The 24566-nt window shown below is 71.4% G+C and carries 21 protein-coding genes and 1 pseudogene; 15 read left to right on the plus strand and 7 right to left on the minus strand.

Annotated elements, in window-relative coordinates; translation table 11 throughout:
• Window positions 1-83: 83 nt before the first annotated feature.
• The 7 genes and pseudogenes from ACIP4O_RS26385 (at window position 84) to pstB (ending at window position 8377) form a co-directional block, all read left to right on the plus strand.
• The gene (locus ACIP4O_RS26385; protein ID WP_361323969.1) at window positions 84-818 is read left to right on the plus strand and encodes a response regulator transcription factor; all 735 of its coding nucleotides are present in this window, start codon (window positions 84-86) and stop codon (window positions 816-818) included.
• Window positions 815-2269, plus strand: a complete 1455-nt coding sequence (locus tag ACIP4O_RS26390) for a sensor histidine kinase (protein ID WP_401578126.1) — start codon at window positions 815-817, stop codon at window positions 2267-2269. Before ACIP4O_RS26385 ends, ACIP4O_RS26390 begins: the two co-directional genes overlap by 4 nt.
• Window positions 2270-2412: 143 nt before the next feature.
• Window positions 2413-3843 carry a DUF2993 domain-containing protein gene (locus tag ACIP4O_RS26395; RefSeq protein WP_401578128.1) on the plus strand — a complete coding sequence of 477 codons (1431 nt, stop codon included), beginning with the start codon at window positions 2413-2415 and terminating at the stop codon, window positions 3841-3843.
• A gap of 280 nt (window positions 3844-4123) precedes the next feature.
• Window positions 4124-5275, plus strand: coding sequence for a phosphate ABC transporter substrate-binding protein PstS (gene pstS / locus ACIP4O_RS26400; RefSeq protein ID WP_401578130.1), 1152 nt, complete (start codon window positions 4124-4126; stop codon window positions 5273-5275).
• A 121-nt stretch (window positions 5276-5396) separates the two neighbouring features.
• A complete protein-coding gene (gene pstC / locus ACIP4O_RS26405; protein ID WP_401578132.1) occupies window positions 5397-6449 on the plus strand; it encodes a phosphate ABC transporter permease subunit PstC in 1053 nt (350 codons plus the stop codon).
• The gene (pstA, locus tag ACIP4O_RS26410) at window positions 6446-7567 is read left to right on the plus strand and encodes a phosphate ABC transporter permease PstA (RefSeq protein ID WP_401578134.1); all 1122 of its coding nucleotides are present in this window, start codon (window positions 6446-6448) and stop codon (window positions 7565-7567) included. Before pstC ends, pstA begins: the two co-directional genes overlap by 4 nt.
• Window positions 7568-7592: 25 nt before the next feature.
• Window positions 7593-8377, plus strand: a pseudogene (gene pstB, locus ACIP4O_RS26415) (phosphate ABC transporter ATP-binding protein PstB).
• 184 nt (window positions 8378-8561) lie between these two features.
• Here the strand turns inward: pstB and ACIP4O_RS26420 are convergent.
• From ACIP4O_RS26420 to ACIP4O_RS26430, 3 genes are all read right to left on the minus strand, one after another.
• Window positions 8562-9572: an SDR family NAD(P)-dependent oxidoreductase gene (locus ACIP4O_RS26420; protein ID WP_401578136.1), complete on the minus strand. Its 1011-nt coding sequence runs from the start codon at window positions 9570-9572 to the stop codon at window positions 8562-8564.
• A gap of 692 nt (window positions 9573-10264) precedes the next feature.
• Window positions 10265-11263, minus strand: coding sequence for an anion permease (locus ACIP4O_RS26425; RefSeq protein ID WP_401578138.1), 999 nt, complete (start codon window positions 11261-11263; stop codon window positions 10265-10267).
• A 4-nt stretch (window positions 11264-11267) separates the two neighbouring features.
• Window positions 11268-11888 carry a DUF47 domain-containing protein gene (locus tag ACIP4O_RS26430; RefSeq protein WP_007824141.1) on the minus strand — a complete coding sequence of 207 codons (621 nt, stop codon included), beginning with the start codon at window positions 11886-11888 and terminating at the stop codon, window positions 11268-11270.
• Window positions 11889-12226: 338 nt separating this feature from the next.
• On the opposite strand from ACIP4O_RS26430, the gene ACIP4O_RS26435 reads away from it, so the two are divergent.
• Complete coding sequence (locus ACIP4O_RS26435) at window positions 12227-12616, plus strand: metal-sensitive transcriptional regulator (protein WP_401578140.1); 390 nt, start codon at window positions 12227-12229, stop codon at window positions 12614-12616.
• 145 nt (window positions 12617-12761) lie between these two features.
• Here the strand turns inward: ACIP4O_RS26435 and ACIP4O_RS26440 are convergent, their stop codons facing one another.
• Complete coding sequence (locus ACIP4O_RS26440; RefSeq protein ID WP_401578142.1) at window positions 12762-12920, minus strand: hypothetical protein; 159 nt, start codon at window positions 12918-12920, stop codon at window positions 12762-12764.
• Window positions 12921-13228: 308 nt separating this feature from the next.
• Between ACIP4O_RS26440 and ACIP4O_RS26445 the strand changes: the two genes are divergently transcribed.
• The gene (locus tag ACIP4O_RS26445) at window positions 13229-13411 is read left to right on the plus strand and encodes a hypothetical protein (RefSeq protein ID WP_361324002.1); all 183 of its coding nucleotides are present in this window, start codon (window positions 13229-13231) and stop codon (window positions 13409-13411) included.
• Window positions 13412-13452: 41 nt separating this feature from the next.
• Here ACIP4O_RS26445 and ACIP4O_RS26450 read toward each other — a convergent pair whose 3' ends face one another.
• A complete protein-coding gene (locus ACIP4O_RS26450; RefSeq protein WP_401578144.1) occupies window positions 13453-14193 on the minus strand; it encodes a phosphatase PAP2 family protein in 741 nt (246 codons plus the stop codon).
• 476 nt (window positions 14194-14669) lie between these two features.
• Window positions 14670-15938, minus strand: a complete 1269-nt coding sequence (locus ACIP4O_RS26455; protein WP_401578146.1) for an NlpC/P60 family protein — start codon at window positions 15936-15938, stop codon at window positions 14670-14672.
• A 451-nt stretch (window positions 15939-16389) separates the two neighbouring features.
• On the opposite strand from ACIP4O_RS26455, the gene ACIP4O_RS26460 reads away from it, so the two are divergent.
• The 6 genes from ACIP4O_RS26460 to ACIP4O_RS26485 all read left to right on the plus strand — a co-directional run bounded on the left by ACIP4O_RS26460 (window position 16390) and on the right by ACIP4O_RS26485 (window position 23873).
• A complete protein-coding gene (locus ACIP4O_RS26460) occupies window positions 16390-16698 on the plus strand; it encodes a hypothetical protein (protein ID WP_008746622.1) in 309 nt (102 codons plus the stop codon).
• 245 nt (window positions 16699-16943) lie between these two features.
• On the plus strand, window positions 16944-17792 hold the full coding sequence (locus tag ACIP4O_RS26465) for a hypothetical protein (protein ID WP_401578148.1): 849 nt from the start codon (window positions 16944-16946) through the stop codon (window positions 17790-17792).
• Window positions 17782-19053 carry a hypothetical protein gene (locus ACIP4O_RS26470; protein WP_401578149.1) on the plus strand — a complete coding sequence of 424 codons (1272 nt, stop codon included), beginning with the start codon at window positions 17782-17784 and terminating at the stop codon, window positions 19051-19053. The genes ACIP4O_RS26465 and ACIP4O_RS26470 overlap by 11 nt, the downstream gene beginning before the upstream one ends.
• Window positions 19050-20603 carry an SCO6880 family protein gene (locus tag ACIP4O_RS26475; RefSeq protein ID WP_361324016.1) on the plus strand — a complete coding sequence of 518 codons (1554 nt, stop codon included), beginning with the start codon at window positions 19050-19052 and terminating at the stop codon, window positions 20601-20603. Before ACIP4O_RS26470 ends, ACIP4O_RS26475 begins: the two co-directional genes overlap by 4 nt.
• Before the next feature lie 212 nt (window positions 20604-20815).
• A complete protein-coding gene (locus tag ACIP4O_RS26480) occupies window positions 20816-22207 on the plus strand; it encodes an ATP-binding protein (protein ID WP_007824160.1) in 1392 nt (463 codons plus the stop codon).
• 115 nt (window positions 22208-22322) lie between these two features.
• Window positions 22323-23873 carry a type VI secretion protein gene (locus ACIP4O_RS26485; RefSeq protein ID WP_401578152.1) on the plus strand — a complete coding sequence of 517 codons (1551 nt, stop codon included), beginning with the start codon at window positions 22323-22325 and terminating at the stop codon, window positions 23871-23873.
• Between the two features lie 4 nt (window positions 23874-23877).
• Here ACIP4O_RS26485 and ACIP4O_RS26490 read toward each other — a convergent pair whose 3' ends face one another.
• Window positions 23878-24444, minus strand: coding sequence for a GNAT family N-acetyltransferase (locus tag ACIP4O_RS26490; protein WP_401578154.1), 567 nt, complete (start codon window positions 24442-24444; stop codon window positions 23878-23880).
• Between the last annotated feature and the right edge of the window lie 122 nt (window positions 24445-24566).

Consider the following 24566-nt stretch of genomic DNA (forward strand, 5'->3'; position numbering starts at 1 on the left):
CCGTACCCGCCGCGTACCCCGTGACGGCCGCCCCGCGCACGTACCCGCGCACCGGACCCGAGCAGACCGAGGAGCAGGAAGCGATGAGCCCGCAGGAAGGCGACCGCGAGCAGCGGCAGCAGCGCATCCTCGTCGTGGACGACGAACCCGCCGTCCGGGAGGCGCTGCGCCGCTCGCTCGTCTTCGAGGGATACGGCGTCGAGGTCGCGGCCGACGGGCACGAAGCCCTCCAGAAGGCCGCCGCGACCCCGCCCGACCTCGTCGTCCTGGACATCCAGATGCCCGGTATGGACGGCCTCACCGCCGCCCGCCGCCTGCGCGCCACCGGCTCGACCGTGCCCGTCCTCATGCTCACCGCGCGCGACACGGTCGGCGACCGCGTGACCGGCCTCGACGCCGGGGCCGACGACTACTTGGTCAAGCCCTTCGAGCTCGACGAGTTGTTCGCCCGTATCCGCGCGCTGCTGCGTCGCTCCTCCTACGCCGTCGCCGAGCAGGCCGCCGACGACGAGGAGACCCTCGCCTTCGGCGATCTGCGCATGAACCTCGCGACGCGCGAGGTGACGCGCGCGGGCCGCGCCGTCGAGCTGACCCGTACCGAGTTCACGCTCCTGGAGATGTTCCTCGCCCACCCGCGCCAGGTCCTCACGCGCGAGCAGATCCTGAAGACCGTGTGGGGCTTCGACTTCGAGCCCTCCTCCAACTCCCTGGACGTCTACGTCATGTACCTGCGCCGCAAGACCGAGGCGGGCGGCGAGCCGCGCCTCGTGCACACCGTGCGCGGCGTCGGGTACGTACTGCGCGGCGGCGGCGAGTGAACCGCGTCGTCCGCCGATTCCGCGCCCTGCCGCTGCGCTCGCGGCTGTCCCTCCTCTCGGCCGCCGCCGTGGCCATCGCGGTCGCCGCCGTCTCGGTGACCTGCTGGTTCCTGGTACGCGGCAAGCTCTACGACGAGGTCGACTCGCAGCTCAAGGACCAGGCGGGCCGGGTGCACCTGTCGTGGGTGCAGGCGGTCGCCGGCCCCTGCCCCTCCGAGCCGCCCGCGCAGGACTCCTCGCAGCGCCCGCCGTCCGCGCCGCTGTACCTCCAGATCGTCAGCGTCGACTCCGACCACCCGTGCGTGGCGGACGGCTCGACCGGCGTCGTCCGCGTCACCGCCGCCGACCGCGACCTCGCCGCCGACCCCGAGGGCCGCCACCCGCAGACCCGCGACGGCACCACGACGGACGGCCGCGACGTGCGCGTCCTGACCCTGCCGGTCGCCCTGAACAGCCAGCAGCTGCTCGCCGGGCGGGCCGTGCAGATCGCCGTCCCGCTCAAGGACACCCGCGACACGCTCAACGAACTCGCGCTGATCCTCCTGCTCGTCTCCGGCGTCGGCGTGCTCGGTGCGGGGGCCGCCGGGCTGTGGGTCGCGCGGACGGGGCTGCGCCCGGTGGACGACCTGAGCCGCGCCGCCGAGCACATCGCGCGCACCGAGGACCTCACCACCCGTATCCCCGTCGAGGGGGACGACGAGATCGCGCGCCTGTCGCGCTCGTTCAACAGCATGACCGCCTCGCTCGCGGCCTCGCACGAACTGCAACGCCAGCTCATCGCGGACGCGGGCCACGAACTGCGCACCCCGCTGACCTCGCTGCGCACCAACATCGAACTCCTGGTCCGCAGCGAGCAGACGGGCCGCGCGATCCCGCCGGACGACCGCCGTGAGCTGCTGGAATCGGTCAAGGCGCAGATGACGGAACTCGCGGCGCTCATCGGCGACCTCCAGGAGCTGTCCCGCCCGGACGCGCGCCAGCAGGGCCCGCTGGACATCGTCGGCCTGCACGAGGTGGCGGAGACGGCGCTCGCCCGCGCGCGGCTGCGCGGCCCGCACCTGACGATCGACGCCGCGCTGGACCCGTGGTTCGTGCGCGCGCACCGGGCGCCGCTGGAACGGGCGGTGGTCAACATCCTGGACAACGCGGTGAAGTTCAGCCCGGAGAACGGCCTGATCCGCGTCCGCCTGGAGCGCGGCGCGCTGACGGTCCGCGACCACGGTCCCGGCATCCCCGCCGAGGACCTCCCGCACGTCTTCGACCGCTTCTGGCGCTCCCCCTCGGCCCGTTCCCTCCCCGGCTCGGGCCTCGGCCTGTCCATCGTCGCCCGTACGGTGCGGGACGTCGGCGGTACGGTCACGCTGGCCCCGGCCCGGGACGGCGAGCCCGGCACCCTCGCGACGATCAGCATCCCGGGGGCTCCGGTCCGCCCGCCGAGCGAGCCGGAGTAACGGGGCGCCGCGCGGCCCCCCGCCACGGTTCCGTACGCGTCGCGAAGACCTCGTGACGAATCCGCGCACGAGCACCCGGCATATGCGGACAACGGGGGAAGCGCGCTTGCGGGCGGCACCCGCGCCTGTGGTGGACTGCGCCGATGCGTTCCCCCCACCGCATGACCGACCGCACCACCGCTGACCAGCCGGGCGAGCCCGCGTACAAGGCCGCGCAGGAGCCCGCGCACGAGGCCGCGCACGGGGCCGCCGCCACCTCGGACACGCGGCGGCTGGAGACCGTGCGGGGTCCGCACGAGTACCAGGCCGCGCCGGCCGGCCCGTACGCGTACGGGGCCGCCCCCGGCCCCTACCCGCACCGGGCCGCCCCCGGCCCGCACGGTGGCCGCGCCGCCCCGAACCCGTACGAGGAGCTCGGCGAGCTGGCCGGCCCGCTCGACGGTTTCCTCCGCCCCGAGGAGCCGCCGTTCGCGGACGCGTACGACGACGAGGGGGCGCCCTGGTCCGCGCCCGACCACCGGCGCAGGCCCCGCCTCTTCTTCCGCTTCGCGGGCATCCCCTTCGCGCTCAAGGCGGTCATCACGCTCGTCACGCTGCTCGCCTTCCTCGCGCTCGGCGACCGCTGGGCCGTGCTGTACGCGGAGCACACGGCGGCGGAGAAGCTGAAGGACGCGATGCGCCTGGAGGCGACGCCCGAGGTGAGCATCGGCGGGTTCCCGTTCGTCACGCAGGTGCTCGGCAAGCACCTCGGCTCGGTCACGGTGACGGTCCCGGACGTGGCGGCCGACCGCGTCTCGCTCGCGAAGGTGAGCGCGACGGCCGACGACATCCGCCTCAGCGGAGACCTGCCGACGAAGCTGAAGGGCGCGTACGCGGGCCAAGTGCGCGGCGAGGTACTGCTCTCCTTCGACGACCTCAACCGCGAACTCGGTGCCAGCCAGGTCACGTTCACCGGCGCGGGCCGCGACCGGGTGCTGGCGCGCGGCACGCTCCCGGTCGCGGGTCACGACGTACGGGTACGGGCCGACGCCCGCATCACGCGCGACGGGACCCGGGGCATCCGCACCGAGATCGGCGGTATCCGGCTGAGCGTGGGCGACCTGGCCACCTTCCAGCCGGGTACGGGTCCGGCGGACGGCCTGCACCTCACCGAGAAGAGCGCGAAGGCGCTGCGCGAGCGGACCGCGAAGGTGAAGGCCCTCTTCGGCGTGCGCGAGATCACCCGCCGCCTCGGCGTCCCGCAGCAGGCGGTCGACGCGGCGCTGCGCAGCGACGACAAGCTGCGCGAGGTGACCGGCGCGCCCCGTTTCGTCCACGACCTCATGCGGATCAACCTCATCGACGCGGCCCTCGACCACCCCGAGCTCCTGCGCCGCCTCGGCTTCGACCCCGGCCTGTTCACCTCGCTCTCCACCCTCACCCGCCCCCAGCTCGCGGACCAGCTCACCCTCGGTTTCCACCTCCCCGAGCTGCCGACCCAGACGGGCACCGTCGGCCTCTCCGACGTGCGGGTGACGAAGGAGGGCATCCACGTCCGCCTGAAGGGGGACGGCGTGGGGGTCAGCACGAAGTAACGGGTCGGCGCCCATCCACGCCCCGTCCCGCGCCACCGCCCCGCAGCCACCCCGCGCCACCGCCCGCGCCCCTCCCGGCGCCCCCGCCTTCCCGCACCTCACCCCGCCCCGCCAGGGGCAACCCGCCATACCTTCACGGTTCAACTCCCGTTCACTCTTCCCGGAACGCCTGGTCACTTCGGCTGCCTACTTTCGGCCTCACGAGGTTCGCAAAGACCCCGACCAAGCCACCGCCGAGCCCTTCCGCAGGGTCCCGGCTCCCGGAAGGAACACCCCAACAGTGAAGCTTCAGCGCAAGAACCGGCTGCGGGCGCTCTCCCTCGGCGTCGTCGCCGTGTCCGGCGCCCTGGCCCTGACGGCGTGCGGCTCGGACGACACGAGCGGCGGCCCCAGCGGTGACAAGAGCAAGGACAGCTCGGCCGCCGCCGCGCCCTCCGCTTCCTCGGACATCGACTGCTCCGACGCCAAGGGCGAGCTGCTCGCCTCGGGGTCCAGCGCGCAGCAGAACGCGATCGACGCCTGGGTCAAGGCCTACACGGCCGCGTGCAAGGACGTGCGGATCAACTACTCCCCGGACGGCTCGGGCGCCGGTGTGACCGCCTTCCTCCAGGGCCGTACCGCCTTCGCCGGCTCGGACTCCGCGCTCAAGCCGGAGGAGATCACCAAGTCCGCCGAGGTCTGCAAGGACTCGCAGGCCATCGACCTGCCCATGGTCGGCGGCCCCATCGCGATCGGCTACAACGTCCCGGGCGTCGACAACCTCGTCCTCGACGCGAAGACCCTCGCGCACATCTTCGACGGCAAGATCTCCTCCTGGGACGACAAGGAGATCAAGGCCCTCAACCCGGACGCGAAGCTCCCGTCCACGAAGATCCAGGCGTTCCACCGCTCGGACGAGTCCGGCACGACGGACAACTTCACGAAGTACCTCAAGGCCGTCGCGCCCGCCGACTGGAAGTACGAGGGCGGCAAGGCCTGGCAGGCGAAGGGCGGCCAGTCCGCGCAGGGCTCCTCCGGGCTCGCCCAGCAGGTCAAGCAGACGGCCGGCGCGATCTCGTACTTCGAGCTGTCCTACGCGGCCGACGGCATCAAGACCGTCGACATCAAGACGAAGGCCGCCGAGCCGGTCAAGGCCACGACGGAGAACGCCTCGAAGGCGATCGCCGCCGCGAAGGTCGCCGGCAAGGGCAAGGACCTCGCGCTGGAGCTGGACTACAACCCCTCCGCCGACGGCGCCTACCCGATCACCCTCGTGACGTACGAGATCGCCTGCGAGAAGGGCAACAAGGCGGACACCCTGCCCGCCACGAAGTCCTTCCTCAACTACATCGCGAGCGAGGACGGCCAGGGCCGGCTCGCCGACGCCGGCTACGCCCCGATCCCCGACGCGATCATCGCCAAGGTCCGCGAGACCATCACCGCCCTCAGCTGAGCCCGCGTGCGGGCGGCCCCCACCGGGTCGCCCGCACCGTCCGGTGCACCGCCGCCAGCAAGCCCCCTCCCCCTGAGACGTGATCCTCGCCGGGAGCGGGTCCGCAGACCGGAGAAACCCCATGGACATACCCACGACCCCCGCCCCCGGCGGCCCGCCCGTCGCCCCACCGACTCCCGCGGCCCCGCAGCCCGCCCCCGTCCGCCCGAAGGGCGACGGCAGGAAGGCGGAGCCCGGGAAGGCGCGCGGTTCCCGCCACCTCGGCGACCGCGTCTTCCTCGGCCTCTCGCGCGGCTCCGGCATCCTCCTCCTCGTCGTGATGGCGGCCATCGCCGTCTTCCTCGCCTACCGTTCCTCGCTGATCCTCACGAAGAACGACGGCAACTTCTTCACGACCTTCGAGTGGAACCCGACCGCGAGCCCGCCGGTCTTCGGCATCGCCGTCCTGGCCTTCGGCACGGTCGTCTCCTCGGTCATCGCGATGGCCCTCGCCGTGCCCGTCTCGGTCGGCATCGCGCTCTTCCTGACGCACTACGCGCCCCGCGCCGCGCGCGGCCCCATCAGCTACGTCATCGACCTGCTCGCCGCCGTGCCCTCGATCGTGTACGGGCTCTGGGGTGCCCTCGTCCTCGTCCCGCACCTCAGCGGGCTCTACGGCTGGCTCGACGAGTTCTTCGGCTGGACCGGGCTCTTCTCCTGGCAGGGCGGCCTGCCGCGCTCGCTCCTGACCGTCGGCATCCTGCTCGCGATCATGATCCTTCCGATCGTGACCAACGTGAGCCGCGAAGTCTTCCGCCAGGTCCCTCAGGCGCACGAGGAGGCGGCGCTCGCGCTCGGCGCGACCCGCTGGGAGGTGGTCCGCATGGCGGTCCTGCCTTTCGGTCGCTCCGGGGTGATCTCCGCTTCGATGCTCGGCCTCGGCCGCGCGCTCGGCGAGACGATGGCCGTCGCGACCGTGCTCTCGCCCGGCTTCGACATCCAGTCGAGCCTGCTCGACCCGGGCGGCGGCACCTTCGCGCAGAACATCGCGAGCAAGTTCAACGAGGCCAGCGTCGAGGGCCGTGACGCGCTCATCGCCTCCGGGCTCGTCCTCTTCGTCATCACGCTCCTCGTCAACGGAGCCGCGCGGGTCATCATCGCCCGCCGCAAGGAGTACTCGGGGGCCGACGCATGAGCCACGACCAGAACCCGGCGGCCGGCCGGCCGACCCAGCGGCCCGCCCCCCGGACCTCGCGCGAGAACGCACGGGGCGAGCGCACCGGTTCGCTGCGCGCCGCGCGCCTGCCCCGCTGGTCCAACCTCGCCGTCGCCGCCGCCTCGGTCCTCGTCGCCTGCCTCGTCGGCCTCGCCGCCGGGCTCGACTCGAAGATCCAGTGGGGCCTGATCGCGGCGCTCCTCTTCGTCTTCGGCGGCTACGCGCTCGCCGCCCGCGTCGAGGGCCGCAGGCAGGCGAAGGACCGCGTCGTCACGAGCGTCGTGTGGGTCGCCTTCCTCGCCGCCTTCATCCCGCTCGCCTCGCTCGTGTGGGAGACGGTCAAGCGCGGTGTGAAGGTCCTCGACCCGTACTTCCTGACGCACTCGATGGTCAACATCGGCTCGATGGACGAGGGCGGCGGCATCTACCACGCGATCGTCGGCTCGGTGGAGCAGGTCGGTCTCGCGACCGTCATGGCCGCGCCCGTGGGGCTGCTCACCGCCGTCTACCTCGTCGAGTACGGGCGCGGCAAGCTCGCCAAGACCGTCACCTTCTTCGTCGACGTCATGACGGGCATCCCCTCGATCGTCGCGGGCCTGTTCATCCTGAGCCTGATGCTCCTCCTCAAGGCGGAGCCCTTCGGCTTCGCCGGCTCCCTGGCGCTCGCGATCCTGATGATCCCGGTCGTGGTCCGCTCGACGGAGGAGATGCTGAAGCTCGTGCCCAACGAGCTGCGCGAGGCGTCCCTCGCCCTCGGCGTGCCGAAGTGGCGCACGATCCTGAAGGTCGTCCTGCCCACGTCGATCGGCGGCATCACGACCGGCGTCATGCTCGCGATCGCCCGCATCGCGGGCGAGACGGCTCCCGTCCTGCTCCTGGTCTGGGGCTCCGCGTACATCAACACGGACCCCTTCCACGGCGGCCAGTCCTCGCTGCCGCTGTACATCTACCAGCAGTACGCGACGAGCGGCGGCTACGGAGCCTCCTACGACCGCGCCTGGGCCGCCGCCCTCACGCTGATCGCCTTCGTGATGATCCTCAACCTGGCGGCCCGCGCGCTCGCCCGGTGGAAGGCCCCCAAGACTTCCGGTCGCTGAGGCGGCCTTTCGTACGAAAGAAGCAGTGAACCCATGGCCAAGCGCATCGATGTCAGCGGACTGACCGCGTACTACGGGGCCCACAAGGCGATCGAGGACATCTCGATGACCGTCGAGCCCCGCTCCGTGACGGCCTTCATCGGCCCCTCGGGCTGCGGGAAGTCCACCTTCCTGCGGACCCTGAACCGCATGCACGAGGTGACCTCGGGCGGTCGCGTCGAGGGCAAGGTCCTCCTGGACGACGAGGACCTGTACGGGAACCACGTCGACCCGGTCTCGGTACGCCGCACGATCGGCATGGTCTTCCAGCGCCCGAACCCCTTCCCGACGATGTCGATCTTCGACAACGTCGCGGCGGGTCTCAAGCTCAACGGCTCCTTCAAGAAGTCCGAGCTGAACGACGTCGTCGAGAAGTCCCTCCAGGGCGCCAACCTCTGGAACGAGGTCAAGGACCGCCTCAACAAGCCGGGCGCCGGCCTCTCCGGCGGCCAGCAGCAGCGGCTGTGCATCGCGCGGGCGATAGCCGTCGAGCCGCAGGTCCTCCTCATGGACGAGCCCTGCTCGGCGCTCGACCCGATCTCGACGCTCGCGATCGAGGACCTGATAGGCGAGCTGAAGGAACGCTTCACCATCGTGATCGTCACGCACAACATGCAGCAGGCGGCACGCGTCTCGGACCGTACGGCCTTCTTCAACCTCTCGGCGGTGGGCCAGCCCGGCCGCCTCATCGAGATCGACGAGACCCAGCGGATCTTCTCCAACCCCTCGGTCCAGGCCACGGAGGACTACATCTCGGGCCGCTTCGGCTGAGCCGCCCGCCCCGACCCCTTCGCGGTGCTGCATGGCGGTGCCACCACGGAGGTAACGAAGAGCCCGCCCCGACGACAGGCCGGGGCGGGCTCTTTCCTGCCGCAGGCATCGGCGGCCCCGCGCAGGCTTCGGCCCCGCGCAGGCATCGGCCCCGCGCAGGCATCGGCCCGGCGCAGGCTTCGGCTCAGCGGGCGAGCATCTCCTCCGTCAGCTCCCACAGCCGCCGGGCCGCCTCGGGGTCGATCGAGTCGGGATGCGCCTCGGCGGGGATGCTGTCGGCGGTGAGCGGCCGGTCCGCACGGTCCACGACCGAGACCTCGCAGTCCTTCAGGTACACGCCGCCGATGCCGTCGAGCAGCGGGCTCGCGGCCCCGAAGACGATGGTGGCCGCCCCCTGCGCGGGGGTCTTCTTCCCCACCTCGGGATCGATGACGGGCCTGCCCTCGTCATCCAGCAGTCCCTGTTCCCGGTAGGCCGCCTGATCCTCGGGACGGTTGTTGAGGTTCGTCCCGATGACGACTCCCGGGTGTACGGCGTACCCCCGGACGCCCTCGGCGGCCCAGCGCCGGTCCAGCTCGACGGCGAAGAGCACGTTGGCGCGCTTGGCCTGCGCGTAGGCGAGGCCGGGGTGGTAGCCGGTGGTGAAGTCAGGATCGTCCCAGCGGACGGCCCCCATCCGCTGCGCGCCGGAGGACACGTTGACGACCCGCGCCCCCTGGCGCGCGGCACGCAGCAGGGGGAGCAGCCCGAGAGTGAGCCGGAAGGGCCCGAGGTGACTCGTCGCGAACTGGATCTCGTGCCCGTACGCGTCGAGGGTCCGCTCGGCGGGCGGGGCGACGGCGGCACAGTTGACGAGCACGTCGACGGGCCGCCCCGCCGCGAGCCGCCGCCCCACGAACGCGTCCACGGACTCCGGATCGACGAGGTCGAGCCGGTCGACCTCCACCCCGGCGATCCCCGCGACCTTCTCGGCGGCCCGTTCCGGGCTCCGCGCCCCGACGAGCACCTCCGCCCCGGCCCCCGCGAGCGCCCGCGTCACCTCGAACCCGATCCCCTGATGCCCCCCGGTGACCACCACGAACCTCCCCCGCAGATCCACCTCCTCCAGCACCTCGGCCGCCGTGGCGGCAGGCCCGAAGGGGGAACCGATGGGGTGCTGCTGAGACGACTGCGACGACGACTGCGACCGCGACATGGGCACACGCCCTCCCAAACGAAACGGAACCTTGTTCCGCGCACTCTACGGAACAAGGTTCCGCTTCGCCACCGAGAGGAACCGCCAGGAACGCGAGGACGCGCCGTTCCGGTCCCCGCCCAGCAAAAAGCGCCTCCCGCATCAACGGAAGGCGCCCAGGCCGAAGCCGATGGAGACGCGGGACCGACGACAAAGCCCGGGCCCTCGCCGGGACGAGGGGGGCACTCGGACACGTAGGGCAGGAAGCCCGCACACACGACGAAGGCCCACCCGAACACGCAGCGGCGACGCCGCCCCCGTACGACGGAGGCCCACCCCGCGCAGGTACAGCCGAGAAGAAGCCGTCCCCCTTCGAGAGAGGCCCACCCGCAGACGTGAAGCCGGGAAGCCGCCCCCCTACGACGGAGGCCCACCCGCACACGTACAGCCGCGAGACCGCCCCCTACGACGGAGGTCCGCTCCGACACGTACAGCCCGGAAGTCGTCCGCGTACGACGGACGCGTCCCCCGCGCGTACCGTCCGCCCTCCCCCGTACGTACCGTCTTCGCGCACCGCGGGAACTCCGCCCGCCCGCCGCGCGTCATGGCCCACTACAGGGGGCCCATCGAACCCTTAGGTGATCCGTTCGACCGCCCCCTAAGGGCCCCCGCCCCAAGCCCCGGGGCTTTACGCCCCATCCCAGAGCCCCGGATCACAAGAACAAGAAGTTCACGACCCAGAAGCACACGGCGCCCACGATCCCCGCCGCCGGCATCGTGATGAACCAGCCGAGCACGATGTTCTTCGCGACGCCCCACCGCACCGCGTTGACCCGCTTCGTCGCACCGACGCCCATGATCGCCGAGGTGATCACGTGGGTCGTCGAGATAGGCGCGTGGAAGAGGAAGGCGGTCGTGAACATGATCGAGGCGCCGGTCGTCTCGGCGGCGAAACCCTGCGGCGGGTCCAGCTCGATGATCTTGCGGCCGAGCGTCCGCATGATGCGCCAGCCGCCCGCGTACGTACCGAGCGAGAGCATGAGCGCGCAGGCGATCTTGACCCACACCGGGATCGCGTCGCCCTGGTCCTCGACATCGGCGATGACGAGCGCGAGCACGACGACGCCCATCGTCTTCTGCGCGTCCTGGAGGCCGTGCCCGAGCGCCATCGCGGCGGCCGAGACGGTCTGCGCGATACGGAAACCGCGCTTGGCCCGGTGCGGGTTCGACTTGCGGAACAGCCACAGGATCGCGCACATCACGAGGTAGCCGACGACGAGCCCGACGAGCGGCGAGAGGAACATCGGGATGACGATCTTGTCGATCACACCGGACCAGATGACCCCGATCCCGCCCGCGAGCGCCGCCCCGACCATTCCGCCGAACAGCGCGTGCGAGGACGAGGAGGGCAGTCCGAAGTACCAGGTCACGAGGTTCCACACGACCGCCCCCACGAGCGCGGCGAAGAGAATCCACATCCCCTTGTCGCCGTGCGGGGTGTCGATGATGCCCTCGCTGACCGTCTTCGCGACGCCGTTGCCGAGGAAGGCACCGGCGAGGTTCATGACGGCGGCCATCGCGAGCGCCGCGCGCGGCGTGAGCGCCCGGGTCGAGACGGAGGTCGCGATCGCGTTCGCGGAGTCGTGGAAGCCGTTGGTGTACGTGAAAGCGAACGCGACCAGAACGGTCACGACCAAAGCAAAGGTGTCCACCGGGTCAGGACTCCTTGACCGCGATGGTCTCCACCGTGTTCGCGACGTGCTCGAACGCGTCGGCGGCCTCTTCGAGGACGTCGACGATCTGCTTGAGCTTCAGCACCTCGATGGCGTCGTACTTCCCGTTGAAGAGGTGCGCGAGGAGCTTGCGGTGGATCTGGTCCGCCTGGTTCTCCAGACGGTTCACCTCGATCCAGTACTCGGTGAGGTTGTCCATCGTCCGCAGGTTGGGCATCGCCTCGGCGGTCAGCTCCGCCGCACGGTGGAGGACCTCGATCTGCTGCTCGACACCCTTGGGAAGCTGGTCGATCTGATAGAGGACGACGAGATCGACCGCCTCCTCCATGAAGTCCATGATGTCGTCGAGCGAACCGGCGAGGGTGTAGATGTCCTCGCGGTCGAACGGCGTGATGAAGGAGGAGTTCAGCTGGTGGAAGATGGCATGCGTCGCGTCGTCCCCGGCGTGTTCCGCGGCCCGCATGCGTTCGGCGATCTCGGCCCGGGCGGAGGGGTCCGCCCCGAGCAGTTCCATGAGGAGCTTGGAGCCCGTGACGATGTTGTCCGCGGACGCGGCGAACATGTCGTAGAAACTCGTCTCCCGGGGGGTCAGACGAAAACGCACGTGGGGTCCTCGGTGTCCTCTGGGTTCGGTCAGGCTGATGCTAGGCGCATCATCCGGCCACGGCGAACCGGCTTTCACAGTGTCGCCCATGAAAGCGAGCGATCATCACAGGGCCCCAACCGACCCCATAGGAACAGAACCGATCCCAACAGATCGGAAATATCGGTACGATATACCCACGCGGGGTAAAGAGGGGCCGTTCAGCGCCCGTCTCGACGCTTCTGCGCAGCCTGCCCCACACTGGCCGTAACCTCGCAGGGCCCCGCGGTCCGCGAGGGGTGTCGGACAGCTCACATCTGCGCCGTGGTCCCCCACGGCCCCCGTACCGGGAGGACGCGATGACGACCACCGAGGCCGAAGGCACCGGAGCGGCGACTCCCACCGGGGCGCCCCACCCGACCGGCCCCGACACCGCGGGTGCGGAGGCTCAGGCGGCCGGGCACGCCGTGCACGGCTACCACGACCACAAGCAGGAGCACCTCAAGCGCCTGCGCCGCATCGAGGGCCAGATCCGCGGCCTCCAGCGGATGGTCGAGGAGGACCAGTACTGCATCGACATACTCACCCAGGTCTCCGCCTCCACGAAGGCCCTCCAGTCCTTCGCCCTCCAACTCCTGGAGGAGCACCTGAGGCACTGCGTGGCGGACGCGGCGGTACGGGGCGGGGACGAGGTCGAGGAGAAGGTCGCGGAAGCCACGCGGGCCATCGCGCGGATGCTCCGTACGTGAGAGGCCGTGGGCGAGGGCCGCGGGTGGGGGGCGTGGGTGGGGGGCGGCCGTACGCGGGCCGCACGTGAGGGGCCGTACGTGAGCGGCTGAGCCCCGTCCGCCCGGCCCCGCCCGCCGCCGTACTCAGCCGCTCACGAACAGCCGCTCACGTCACCGGACCCGTCGGTCTCACCTGCAACACCTCGTCGATCCGCTCGACGCTCAGCCGCTCCTCGCACGAGCAGACGGCCGCGATCATCAGCTCCCCGCAGAGCTCGATCTCCGCGAGGGCCACCGGGTCCTCGACCGCGAAAGCTGTCGTCACCTTGGCTCACCCCCTTCTCCGGGACCCTCCAGGCCCCTTCTCGGGCACCGCCCCCGGACGGCGCGCGGCCCAGCGTAGGGAGCCGCGTGCGCCGGGCGCATGACACGGACGGACCATTTACGGGTCATCCACCCCGGCGCACGACGGGGCGCTCGACCGCTCGGAGCGTCCACCTGTCGCACCCGCTCGTCCACCCAGGCACTCATCGGGTCAACGAACAATACGTACGGCCGTCACGCTGCCCACCCGGGATTCCCCCGAATCAGCCCCCAGGTCTACGCCTTGTCCTCCAGGACTACCGTGGAGAGGTGACCCCCGAGGAGCCCCCGGCAGCCGCCCACCGCACCACGACCCAGGAGCGCGGCCCCTTCTGCACCGCCACCTGCCTGTGCGGCTGGCGCGGCCCCGCCCGCCGGGCCCGTTCCAAGGCCCGCTCGGACGCGGCGGAGCACCTGCGGGACGCGGAGACGGAAGCGCCCACGGGTTCGTGACCGGCCCTCGTACGAAAATCCGCTCCAGCGGGCCGCCTCCGTCACGCCGCCAGGTCCCGGTCCCCGCCCGCCGTCGCCGGGCGCACCGCCCCGTCGCCCCCCTGCTGCTCCCGCTCGTCCGCGGCGCCGCGCTCGTCCTCCGTACCACCGCCCGCACCGCCGCCCGCCCACACGAGGCGCCCCGCCCGGCTGCGGCCGACCGCGCGCAGCACGGGGGTGAACAGCATCGTGAAGAGCGGCGAGAGCAGCAGCGCCACGGCGGTGCCGAGCGCGAAGCCGCCGACCACGTCCGTCGGGTAGTGCACGCCCATGAGGACCCGGCAGAACCCCTCCGCGACGGCGAGCCCGATGCCGACCAGGCCGAGCTTGCGGTGGGCGAGGAAGAGCGAGACGCCGATCGCCATCGTCAGCGTCGAGTGATCGCTCACGAAGGAGAAGTCGGTCTTGCCCGGCTCCAGGACCTCCAGGCCCTTGTGGTCCACGAAGGGCCGTGGTCGTTCGACGAAACCGCGGATCGGGATGTTCACGCCCACCGCGAGCGCGGCGGCCAGCGGCGCCCAGACCACCGCGGCGACCGAGGAGGCCGCCGCGTCGAGGGAGCCGCGCCGCCTGACGCCCCACCAGCACCACAGCACGAGCAGTACGGCGAGCACCGGCAGCCCGTACTCACCGAGGAAGCGCACCGCCTGATCGCACCAGCCCGGGGTGTGCTCGGTGAGACCGTTGATGTCGAAGAGCAGGCTGACATCGGGGTTCGACCCGGAAGTGTCGAGTCCAGCCATCGTGCCGCGGCCCCTTGTCTTTCGTAGCGGGACGCACACGGCGTACGTCCCTCACCAACCCCCGTGGTCGGCACCGGCCGGCACCGCTCCGCTCGCGCGCACAGCTGTGGTCCTGAACAGAGAACGCCTGCTCCCTGCCCCCGCGTTCCGCACTCCACCGAATGATCACCCAGACGTTATCGAAGAGAGACGCGTCCACGCAGCTCAGGCCCCCGCCGCAAGCGGGGCGCACGCCGGGGCGCGGAAGGCGGACCGGGGGCGCGGAGACCGTGGCTCCGGGCGCCGGGTCCTCAGGGATGAGCGGCGCCCGTCTCCCGTACGAGAGACCTGCGACGGACGGCGGACAGCGGACGACGGGCGGCGTAAAGCGGGCGGCGTACGGCGGGCGATCGACGCCACGCGGCGGGGTGCGCCGCGCGGTGCACGCCGGGCCGGGTGTCCGCCGACCGGACGTACGCGTCCGGGCCGCCACTCCGTCAGTCCGCGCGCCGCGGCCCCGACGCCGCGCCCGCCAGAGCGACGGCACCGGGCGAGGAGGACGCCGCACCCGACCGTCCACCCGCGACGGCGGCCCCGCCACCGGCCTCCGACCCGCCGCCCTGCCGCGCCTCAACGCCCTTCGCGTCAACGTCGCCCCCGTCCGCCCCCGTGCTCCCCTTCGCCTCCGTCCGCTCCTGCCCCTTCGCCTCCTCCTTCGCCTTCTCCGCCTCGCGGTCCTCGTCGACGGGCCGCAGCGACTCGCTCTCGCCCGGTTCGGGGAGCGCCGCGGCGGCGGCCCGCGTGACGCGGGTCGCGCCGAAGTAGTCGGGGGTGTCGATCGGGTCGAAGCGGATGACGGCGCCGGTACGCGGCGCGTCGATCATGTAGCCGCCGCCCACGTAGATCCCGACGTGCCGGATGGCCCGTGAATTACTCAGGTCGTCGGAGAAGAAGACGAGATCGCCGGGAAGCAGTTCGTCCCGCCCGGGATGCGGTCCCGCGTTGTACTGATCGTTCGCGACGCGCGGCAGATCGATACCGACGCTTTCGTACGCGGCCTGGGTGAGCCCCGAGCAGTCGAAGCGCCCGCGCTGCGCCGCCGTCCCCGTACCGCCCCACAGGTACGGCGTGCCGAGCTTGCCCTGCGCGTACGAGATCGCCGCCGCCGCCTGCTCGGAGGGCTGGAGCCGCCCGGCCGGCGCGGAGAAGCTCTCCTCCAGGCCGCGGATCGTCTGCACGTAGTTCCGCGTCTCGCTGTACGGCGGGACCCCGCCGTACCGGATCACCGCGTCGGGACCGGCGTTGTAGGCGGCGAGCATGTTCGCCGAGCGATCACCCGGCACGTTCTTGACGTAGGAGGCGAGTTCGCAGTCGTACGAGGCGGCCGAAGGAATCGCGTCGGCCGGGTTCCACACGTCCCGTACGCCGTCCTTGTCGCCGTCGACGCCGTGCGTGGCCCACGTGCTCGGGATGAACTGCGCGATGCCCTCGGCCGCCGCCGCGCTGCGGGCGCGCGGATTGAACCCGGACTCCTGGTAGAGCTGCGAGGCGAGGAGCGCGGGCGTGAGGGCGGGGCAGAGATTGCCCCACTTCTGCACGAGCGCCTGGTACGCGGCGGGCACCGAGCCCTTCGCGAGACCTGTCGCGCGGCCCGCGCCACCGCCGGTGAGATTCCCGGCGACGACGAAGACACCGACGACGAGGAGCGCCACGAACCCCGTCCCGAGGGCGGCGAGCAGCGAACCGATCAGCCAGAACTTGCGCACGCGTCAACTCTCCCCCATGAAAGTGCGCTTCGTCACGGTGTACGGGAGCACGGGGCGCGCGTACCAGCCATATGAGCCGTTCATCGCAGCACGCGGAGGCGAACGGAGGAGCAGACCGATCGGACCGCATGAGGCGCAATCACATGACGTTCCATCAATGCGCCTGTACCCGCACCTGCCCGGCCTCCCTCCCTCTTCACCCGTTGGAGTGACTCGCCGGGGACACGCCCGCCTCGTTGCCCGCAGTCACATCGCATGATACACAGAGTAATCATGCGGGCGGGCGTGTCCCTTTCCACCCCTTCGGTCCGGTTCCCGCGAACGGAAAGAAGGCAAAACTCGGCCAGGTTTGACGCCAAGTCGACATGCGCAGGCGCCGGAGTCAGCGACAATGAGCGAGACCTCTGTGTCGAGCAGAGGACGGAACGACCCGTTAGGGGCGGTGAGTTACATGCTTATGGCGGCCGACAAGGGCGACATCAACACGATCATCGGCGGGATCGCCCCGGACTGGGGCCCCTTCGGGAGCCTCGGCAGCGAGGCCCGCGTCATGATCCAGGTCGTGATGGCCTTCGCGATCATCCTCTGCCTCGCCATCGCGATCTGGGGCGCGGCCAAGCAGCGCATCGGCGCGACGGCGCTGCGCGACACCTTCAGCGCCGAGCAGGGCAAGGGACTCATCATCGCCGGGCTCAGCGGAGTCTTCATCATCGGCTCCCTCGGCACGGTCTTCACGATCGTGTACGGCATGGCCGTCTAGCCACGCACACGGCTGCGCCGTCCAGTCGCGGGACGGCACGACCGGGGCCACGGGGGTGCCCCGCACGCCACCCGCGTCACCCCTGTCCCCCGTGCCACCGGCTGAGGTTGCGTCTCCCTGATGTCCCTGATGTCCAGTCACCACACCCCGCGCGAACGGCCGTCCACCGGGCTACCTTCGTACTACGCGCACCGCACCGCGGGCCGCGCGAGGGCTAACCGAACGGCCGAGGGGGCGCAGGAGGCATGAGCACGGGCGACGACCACCGGTACGGGGTGCCCCCGCTCCCCGACGACTACGGCGGCACCGGGCAGACCCGCACCCGCCTCCCCGACCGCGCGGGCCCCCCGCGCGGCCCCGCCCCGCGCCGCCCCTCACGCGGCCTCGTCGTCATCGGCGCCGTCGTCGCCCTCCTCATCGCGGCGATCGCCTTCGCGAACCAGAACACCGACGACTCCCCCACCCACCCCGACACCACCACCCCCGCCAAGGCCCCCGCCCCAGCCCCCACCACCCCCACCGGCACCAAACCCACCCAATCCCCCGGCCAAACGGGAATCCCGACGGGGTACCCCCACTCGGAGACGGGGGCCCAGAGCGCGGGCGCCAACTACGCGGTAGCACTCGCCTCCCAGGCCATGCTCACCAAGAACGGCCGCGAGAAGCTGCTCGCCCAGCTCCTCGTCGAGGACCAGCTCGCCCCCCTCGAAGAACGCTTCGACTCCGTCTATTCCACCGACTTCCTCGCAAAACTCGGCCTGGACGCGAAGGGAAACCCCGTGGACGGCGGCACCTACGTGTCCCGCGCCATGCCCATCGGCACGAAGACGACGGCGTACACGGACACCGAGGCCAAGGTCGAGGTCTGGTGCACGAGCCTGTCCGGCACCGCGTCCAAGTCGACCACGCACCCGGTCACGACCACCTGGTACACCACGGTCCTGACCCTGCGCTGGGAGAGGGACGACTGGCGGATCGCCGCCTTCACGCAGAAGGACGGGCCCACTCCCGTCAACGGGGACGGCACGGTGTCGACCTCCGAGGAGATCGAGAAGGCCGTCGAGGAGTACGGAGGGTTCACCTATGCCCGGTAACCGGCGCGCGCTCGCCCGGGGCACCGCACTGCTCGCCGCGGCCCCGGCGACGCTCCTCCTGTGGGCCGGCCAGGCCCAGGCGGACCCCGACAAGCCCTGCGACATCGTCCCGGGCCCGGTCAAGGCGGCCTGCGAAGGCGACAGCGGCCCGAGTGCCCCTCAGGTCCCCGACGCCCTCGACCCCCTCGCCTCCCTCGCCAACGGCTGCGCCGACGCCGCCTCCTGGACCGTCGACAAACTCTCCGAAGCCGTCAAAAGCACCGCCAACGTCGACTTCACCAACCCCAAGTTCCTCCAGCAGTACGCCGTCGTCTTCGCCGCCTCCACCATCCTCACCCTCCTCCTCTGGCTCCTCGCCGTAGCCAAACGAGCCGTACGCGGCGTCCCCATCACCACCGCCATCAGCGAAGCGGTCGGCTTCCTCTGGCTCACCGTCCTCGCCTCCGCCTTCACCCCCCTCGTCCTCTACACCGTCGTCTCCGCCACCGACGGCATCACCGCCGTCCTCTCCCGCACCACCGGCAGCCAGACCGACGTCTTCTTCGGCTCCTTCTCCAAAGCCCTCGACCAGGGCGACGACATCGGCGGCGGCCCCATCATGCTCGTCGTCGTCTCCCTCGTCTCGATCCTCGCCGCCGGCGTCCTCTGGCTCGAACTCGTCATCCGCGCCGCCCTCCTCTACGTCGGCGCCCTCCTCGGCACCGTCGTCTACGCCGGCCTCGTCGACAAGAACATGTGGGGCCACGTCCGCCGCTGGGCCGGCGTCATGATCGCCGTCATCCTCGTGAAGCCCGTCATCGTCATCGTCCTCGGCCTCGCCGGCGCCCTCGCCGGCGACGAAGGCCCCTCCGCCTTCTCCGCCGTCGTCTCCGGACTCGCGATCATCCTGCTCGCCATCTTCGCGAGCGCCATGATCTACCGCTTCGTCCCCGGCTTCGGCGACGAACTCGTCGCCTCCCGCTCCAACCGCATCCAGCAGGGCGCCGAGTCCCGCGCCGCCGCCGTCCTCTCCTCCCCCGCCTCCTACGTCGCCCAGGGCATCAAGACCCACAGCGCCCGCAACGACGGCGGCGGCAACTCCGGCGGCCAGAGCCAGGGCGGCTCCAAGGCCCCGCACTCGGTCGGCGAAGGCATCGCCGCCCACGGCACCCGCGGCGGCGCCCAGCAAGCAGCCGCCCCCGCCCCCCGCTCCGCCACCCAGACCCCGCACGCGTCCAACCGAGGCACGGGCAACAACAGCACGAGAGGTGAAGGGCGTTGACGACCCCGCCACAGACCTACGCGCCCCGCCGCACCTATCTCATCGGCCGCGCACGGCCCAACGCCGTCATCGGCCGCAACCGCGAGAGCGGCGAACTCGCCCTCATCATCGCCGGGGCCTTCCTCGGCATGATGTGCGGACTCCTCGTCCCCTTCCTCGCCCTGCGCCTCGTCCTCCTCATGGGCTTCCCCCTCATCGCCCTCGCCGCCGTCTACGTCCCGTACAAGCGCCGCACCTTCTACAAGTGGTACGAGATCAACCGCAGCTTCAAGCGGCTCAACCGCAGCGGCCAGGCCGCCTACCGCTCTACCGCCGCCGAGGCCGGCACCCGCATCGACGGCCGCGAGATCGAGGTCGGCCCGCCGCCCGGCATCGGCCGTATCTCCTGGCTCTCCGCCCCCTTCGGCCCCGACGAGATCGCCGTCCTCCTCCACGCGGACCGCCGCACCGTCACCGCCGCCATCGAGATCGAGGGCCCCGGCGTCGGCCTGCGCGACTCCGAGGACCAGGAAGCCCTCGTCGACCGCTTCGGCACCCTCCTCAAGCACGTCGCCAACGGAGACGGCTTCGTCACCCGCCTGCAAATGCTCGCCCGCACCCTCCCCGCCGACCCCGACGCCCACGCCAAGGACGTCAGCCAGCGCGGCGATCAGCGCGCCCCGCTCTGGCTCCAGGACAGCTACGAGCAGCTCCTCTCCATGGTCTCCACCTCCAGCGAGCAGCACCGCGCCTACCTCGTCGCCTGCATGGACTACGGGCGCGAACTCGCCGCCGAGGCGAACGCCATGGCCAAGGCAGCGCGCCCCAAGGGCGGCCGCAAACTCGACCGCGACGCCGGCCTCGCCATCGTCATGGCCCGCGAGCTGACGGATATCTGCTCCCGCCTCCAAGAAGCCGACATCCGCGTCCGCCAGCCCCTCGGCCAGGGCCGCCTCGCCTCCCTCATCCACTCCATGTACGACCCCGACCACCCCATCGACCACCTCCAGGCCATGACCCGCCGCAACGCCTGGCCCGCCGAACTCGACGCCACGGAGCCCACCTACCTCCAGGCCAAGACCCGCGAGTCCACCACCCGCGAGCCCTGGTGCCACGCCACCGCATGGGTCAAGGAATGGCCCATGACCCCCGTCGGCGTGAACTTCCTCGCTCCCCTCCTCGTCCACACCCCCGACGTCATCCGCACCGTCGCCGTCACGATGGACCTCGAACCCACCGAGATCGCCATCGAGCGGATGCTGACCGAGAAGACCAACGACGCGGCCGACGCCAGCCGCGCCGCCAAGCTCAACCGCACCGTCGACCCCCGCGACATGGCCGCGTCGGGCCGTATCGACCAGCGCGGCGACGACCTCGCCAGCGGCGCCGCCGGCGTCAACCTCGTCGGCTGGATCACCGTCTCCTCCCGTCACCCCGAAGCCCTCGCCCGCGACAAGCGCACCATCCGCGCCTCCGCCGGCAAGTCCTACCTCAAGCTCGAATGGTGCGACCGCGAACACCACCGCGCCTTCGTGAACACCCTGCCCTTCGCCACCGGCATCCGCCGCTGACCATCATTCCCTCCCCAACCAGGTAAAACCTCCCTCTCAAGGCGGAATCCTCCACCTCCGCCGCAAGTACGACATACCACCGCCTCCCGCAGGACTCACCGCCGTACCTCCACCCCCCGGTGGAACCCACCTCCACCCCAGGGTGCAGCCACCCCACTCCCGTCCCACACCCAAAGCCGCACCACCGACCCGCCACCGCCCGGGAGCCCGAGATGAAGGACCCGCTGACCCTCCTCACCGACGCCTTCGCCGCATTCCTCTTCGGAAAGGTCGAGACCACCCGTCTCCCGGTCCGCACCTCGACAGGGCAGGCCCAGGCCGTCTACCTGCCCACCGCCGCCCCGGGCCTCGGCGACTCCGGCGTCATCATCGGCCGCGAGGTCTACAGCGGAAAGGGCTACATCTACGACCCCTTCCAGCTCTACGGGCAGCAGCTCCCCGCCCCCCACTGGCTGGTCCTCGGCGAGTCCGGCAACGGCAAGTCGGCGCTGGAGAAGACGTACGTGATGCGCCAGCTGCGCTTCCGCGACCGCCAGGTCGTCGTCCTCGACGCGCAGGGCGAGGACGGCGTCGGCGAGTGGAACCTCATCGCCTCGCAGCTCGGCATAACCCCCATCCGCCTGGACCCGACCGCCGCCCTGGACATGGGCATCCGTCTCAACCCGCTCGACCCCGCGATCACCACGACGGGACAGCTCGCCCTGCTCCGTACGATCATCGAGGTCGCGATGGGCCACGGCCTCGACGAGCGCTCGGGCTTCGCGCTCAAGGTCGCGCACTCCTACGTCAACGAGACGGTCACCGGCCGGCAACCCGTCCTGACCGACATCGTCGAACAGCTCCGCCACCCCGAGCCGGAGTCCGCCGAGGCGATGAACGTCGCCCTTGAGGACGTCCGCGCCTGGGGCCTCGACGTCGCACTCGTCCTCGACCGCCTCGTCGACGGCGACCTGCGCGGCATGTTCGACGGCCCCACGACCGTCGGCATCGACCTCGACGCCCCCCTCATCGTCTTCGACCTCTCCCACATCGATCGCAACTCGATCGCGATGCCGATCCTCATGGCCATCGTCGGAGTCTGGCTCGAACACACCTGGATCAGGCCCGATCGCAAAAAGCGCATCTTCCTCGTCGAAGAGGCGTGGCACATCATCAACAGCCCCTTCGTCGCGCAGCTCTTCCAGCGCCTCCTGAAGTTCGGCCGCCGCCTCGGTCTCTCCTTCGTCGCCGTCGTCCACCACCTCTCCGACGTCGTCGACGGCGCCGCGGCGAAGGAAGCGGCCGCGATCCTCAAGATGGCCTCCACGCGCACGATCTACGCGCAGAAGGCCGACGAGGCCCGCGCCACCGGCACCGTCCTGGGCCTCCCCCGCTGGGCCCAGGAGATCATCCCCACGCTGACGCCAGGCATCGCCGTATGGGACGTCAACGGCAACGTCCAGGTCGTCAAACACCTCATCACCGAAGCCGAGCGCCCCCTCGTCTTCACCGACCGGGCCATGACCGAGTCCTCCGAGCCCTACCCCGAGGAACTCCTCGCCGCCGAGCGCGAGACCGCCGAACGCGCGGCGCTCATGGAGCAGCGCCACTCCGGAGTCGCCTGACCATGCGCACACGGCACGAAGCCGGGCCGTACCCGAGACGGCCGCATGCGAGTCGCTCGTCCGCGCGTCGGTGGTACGGGAGACGGAGCGACGTCGTACGAGAGGACGAGCCCAGATGAGCCCCCGCAAGGACGCCACACCGGGCCGCCCCGGCGGCGTCCCCGACGGCGTACTCCTCGGCGTCCTCGTCCTGGCCCTCGGCATCACCCTGCTCCTGTGGCTCGCGAGCGGCCTCGCGGCCCTCTTCTCGCACGGCGCCTGGCCCGGGGCGATCAGCCTCCGCAACACTCCCCTCGCCCTGCGCTCCCTGCTGACGGACCCGAAGGACCTCCACGCCGCCTGGCCCGACGCGCCCGCGTCAGCGCTCTCCGGCTACGGCCTCTTCTGGGGACTCTTCTTCGGCCTCGCGATGGTCCTCGCCGTCCTCGTGCTCTTCGCCCTCTCCGCCTTCGCCCGCCGCCGCGCCCTCCGCGCCGCCCGTAGGAACCCGCCCCCGCCCGAGGCCGCCCCCGAGCCGGCGCTCCTCCCCGGGGAGGAGTCCGTACGGATACGGGCAGAGGCCCTGCGCCGCCGCGAGGCCGCCCTCCGCCGCGAGGAGGAGGAACTCGCCCGCCGCGAGGAGGAAGCCCTCAGCCGCCGCGAGCAAGCTCTCGAAACCCGCCGCGAGGCCCTCGACCTCACCAAGCAGGACCCTCCATCCCCGCCGTCCCAGCTCGCGGCCGCCGCGGTCCCGGCCCCACGCCGCCCCCCGCTCCGCCTCGCCGACGCCCCGGCCCGTCTGGCCGAGGCGATCGACGCGGTACGGGAAGCGGCGGGCCCGGTGCTCGTCGTCACCTCCCAACCCGCGCTGTGGCGCGAGACGAAGGACGCCCGCGCCAAGCTCGGCCCCGTCCTGGTCCACGACCCGCTGCTGCGCTGCGACACACCCGACCGGCTCCACTGGTCCCCCGCCGGCGGCTGCGTCGACCCCAAGACCGCGGCGGTACGTGCCAGAGCGCTCCTCGCTCCGGTCCGCCCCGCCTCCCGGCTCGACGCCGCGACAGCCGACACCGCAGAGACCCTCCTGCGCTGCTTCCTGCACGCCGCCGACACGGACGGCCGTCCGGTCTCCCACGTCCACCGCTGGGCCCAGGGCACCCGCGTCCACGAGGCGGTGCGCATCCTCCGTACGCACCCCACGGCGGCACCCGGCGCCGCAGGCGAACTGGAGGCTGCACTCACCGCCTATCCGGAACGCCGCGACATGGCACAGGAACTGACGGCCCGGGCCCTGTCAGGGCTTGCCGAGGTGCACCTTCGCGAGTCCTGCACCCCGCACCGCACCGACACGGCCCGGCTGGATTCCTTCCTCGCCGAGGAGGGCACGCTCTACCTTGTGGGCGTTTCCGTCGAGGACCCCAAGGCGCACCCCGGTGCCATGCCTTTCACGACGGCGCTCGCCTCTGACGTGGTCGAGCACGGCCGCCGCGAGGCCGCGAGGTCTCCCGCCGGCCGGCTCGACCCACCACTGACGCTCGTCCTGGAGGACGTCGCGGCGGTGGCCCCCCTCCCCGAGCTCCCGGCCCTGCTCACCACGGGCCCGGCCGCAGGGCTGCACCCCCTGGCCCTCCTGCGCTCCCAGGAGCAGGCCCGCACCAGGTGGCCGGACTCCGACCTCGTGGGCTGACGCCTCAGCCGGCCGTGTTCGCGCCACCAGCGAGGGGGCCGTCCCACAGGTACTCCAACTCCTCGCCCGTACCCGCCTGGTCCGGCACCCGGTGCCCGGTCGCCTTGAAGCCGAGCCTCTCGTACGCTGCCGCCGCCCGCCCGTTCCCGGCGTGCACGAAGAGCCGCAACCGCTCGGCCCCGACCGCGCCGGCCCACTCCCGCACCGCGGCGACGAGGGGTCCCAGCACCCGCCTGCCGCCCCGGTGTTCGGGCCGAACGAACACCCCGACGAGCTGCACCTGCCGTTCCTCGATGGGCAACCCGAAGTAATCCTGCTCCCCGGCGTCCTCGACGATCCCCGCCACCGACCCGATCCAGCTGCCGTCCGGCGCGACAGCGGCGAACTGCCGACTGCTCACCCCGGCCTCGGAGTTCGCGGCCTGTTCCTTCCAGAGCACGTCCGGCTTCCCGAGAGCGTTCTCGTACGTGTCCAGAAAGGCGAGGTGTGCCATGGGGTCCCGCAACGCGGCAAGCCGCAAGTCCTTGGCCTTCGGCCAATCGTCGGCAGCCACTACTCGTATGACGTTCATGCGGCAGAAGATACCCGTGAACGCGGCAAAGCCCCGCACCAATTGAATGGTGCGGGGCTCCCCCACAAATATTGTTCGGCGGCGTCCTACTCTCCCACAAGGTCCCCCTTGCAGTACCATCG

Origin of the sequence: Streptomyces sp. NPDC088923 (genome assembly GCF_044749745.1) — a bacterium.
In the GTDB taxonomy this organism is placed as follows: Bacteria; Actinomycetota; Actinomycetes; order Streptomycetales; family Streptomycetaceae; genus Streptomyces.

Excerpts from the sequence above, each read along its gene's own strand:
- ACIP4O_RS26460 (WP_008746622.1), top strand. The coding sequence starts at position 16,390 with ATGCTTATGGCGGCCGACAAGGGCGACATCAACACGATCATCGGCGGG.
- ACIP4O_RS26470 (WP_401578149.1), top strand. The coding sequence starts at position 17,782 with ATGCCCGGTAACCGGCGCGCGCTCGCCCGGGGCACCGCACTGCTCGCC.
- ACIP4O_RS26435 (WP_401578140.1), top strand. The coding sequence starts at position 12,227 with ATGACGACCACCGAGGCCGAAGGCACCGGAGCGGCGACTCCCACCGGG.
- ACIP4O_RS26480 (WP_007824160.1), top strand. The coding sequence starts at position 20,816 with ATGAAGGACCCGCTGACCCTCCTCACCGACGCCTTCGCCGCATTCCTC.
- ACIP4O_RS26465 (WP_401578148.1), top strand. The coding sequence starts at position 16,944 with ATGAGCACGGGCGACGACCACCGGTACGGGGTGCCCCCGCTCCCCGAC.
- ACIP4O_RS26395 (WP_401578128.1), top strand. The coding sequence starts at position 2,413 with ATGCGTTCCCCCCACCGCATGACCGACCGCACCACCGCTGACCAGCCG.
- ACIP4O_RS26490 (WP_401578154.1), bottom strand. The coding sequence starts at position 24,444 with ATGAACGTCATACGAGTAGTGGCTGCCGACGATTGGCCGAAGGCCAAG.
- pstC (WP_401578132.1), top strand. The coding sequence starts at position 5,397 with ATGGACATACCCACGACCCCCGCCCCCGGCGGCCCGCCCGTCGCCCCA.
- ACIP4O_RS26485 (WP_401578152.1), top strand. The coding sequence starts at position 22,323 with ATGAGCCCCCGCAAGGACGCCACACCGGGCCGCCCCGGCGGCGTCCCC.
- ACIP4O_RS26450 (WP_401578144.1), bottom strand. The coding sequence starts at position 14,193 with ATGGCTGGACTCGACACTTCCGGGTCGAACCCCGATGTCAGCCTGCTC.
- ACIP4O_RS26420 (WP_401578136.1), bottom strand. The coding sequence starts at position 9,572 with ATGTCGCGGTCGCAGTCGTCGTCGCAGTCGTCTCAGCAGCACCCCATC.
- ACIP4O_RS26385 (WP_361323969.1), top strand. The coding sequence starts at position 84 with ATGAGCCCGCAGGAAGGCGACCGCGAGCAGCGGCAGCAGCGCATCCTC.
- pstA (WP_401578134.1), top strand. The coding sequence starts at position 6,446 with ATGAGCCACGACCAGAACCCGGCGGCCGGCCGGCCGACCCAGCGGCCC.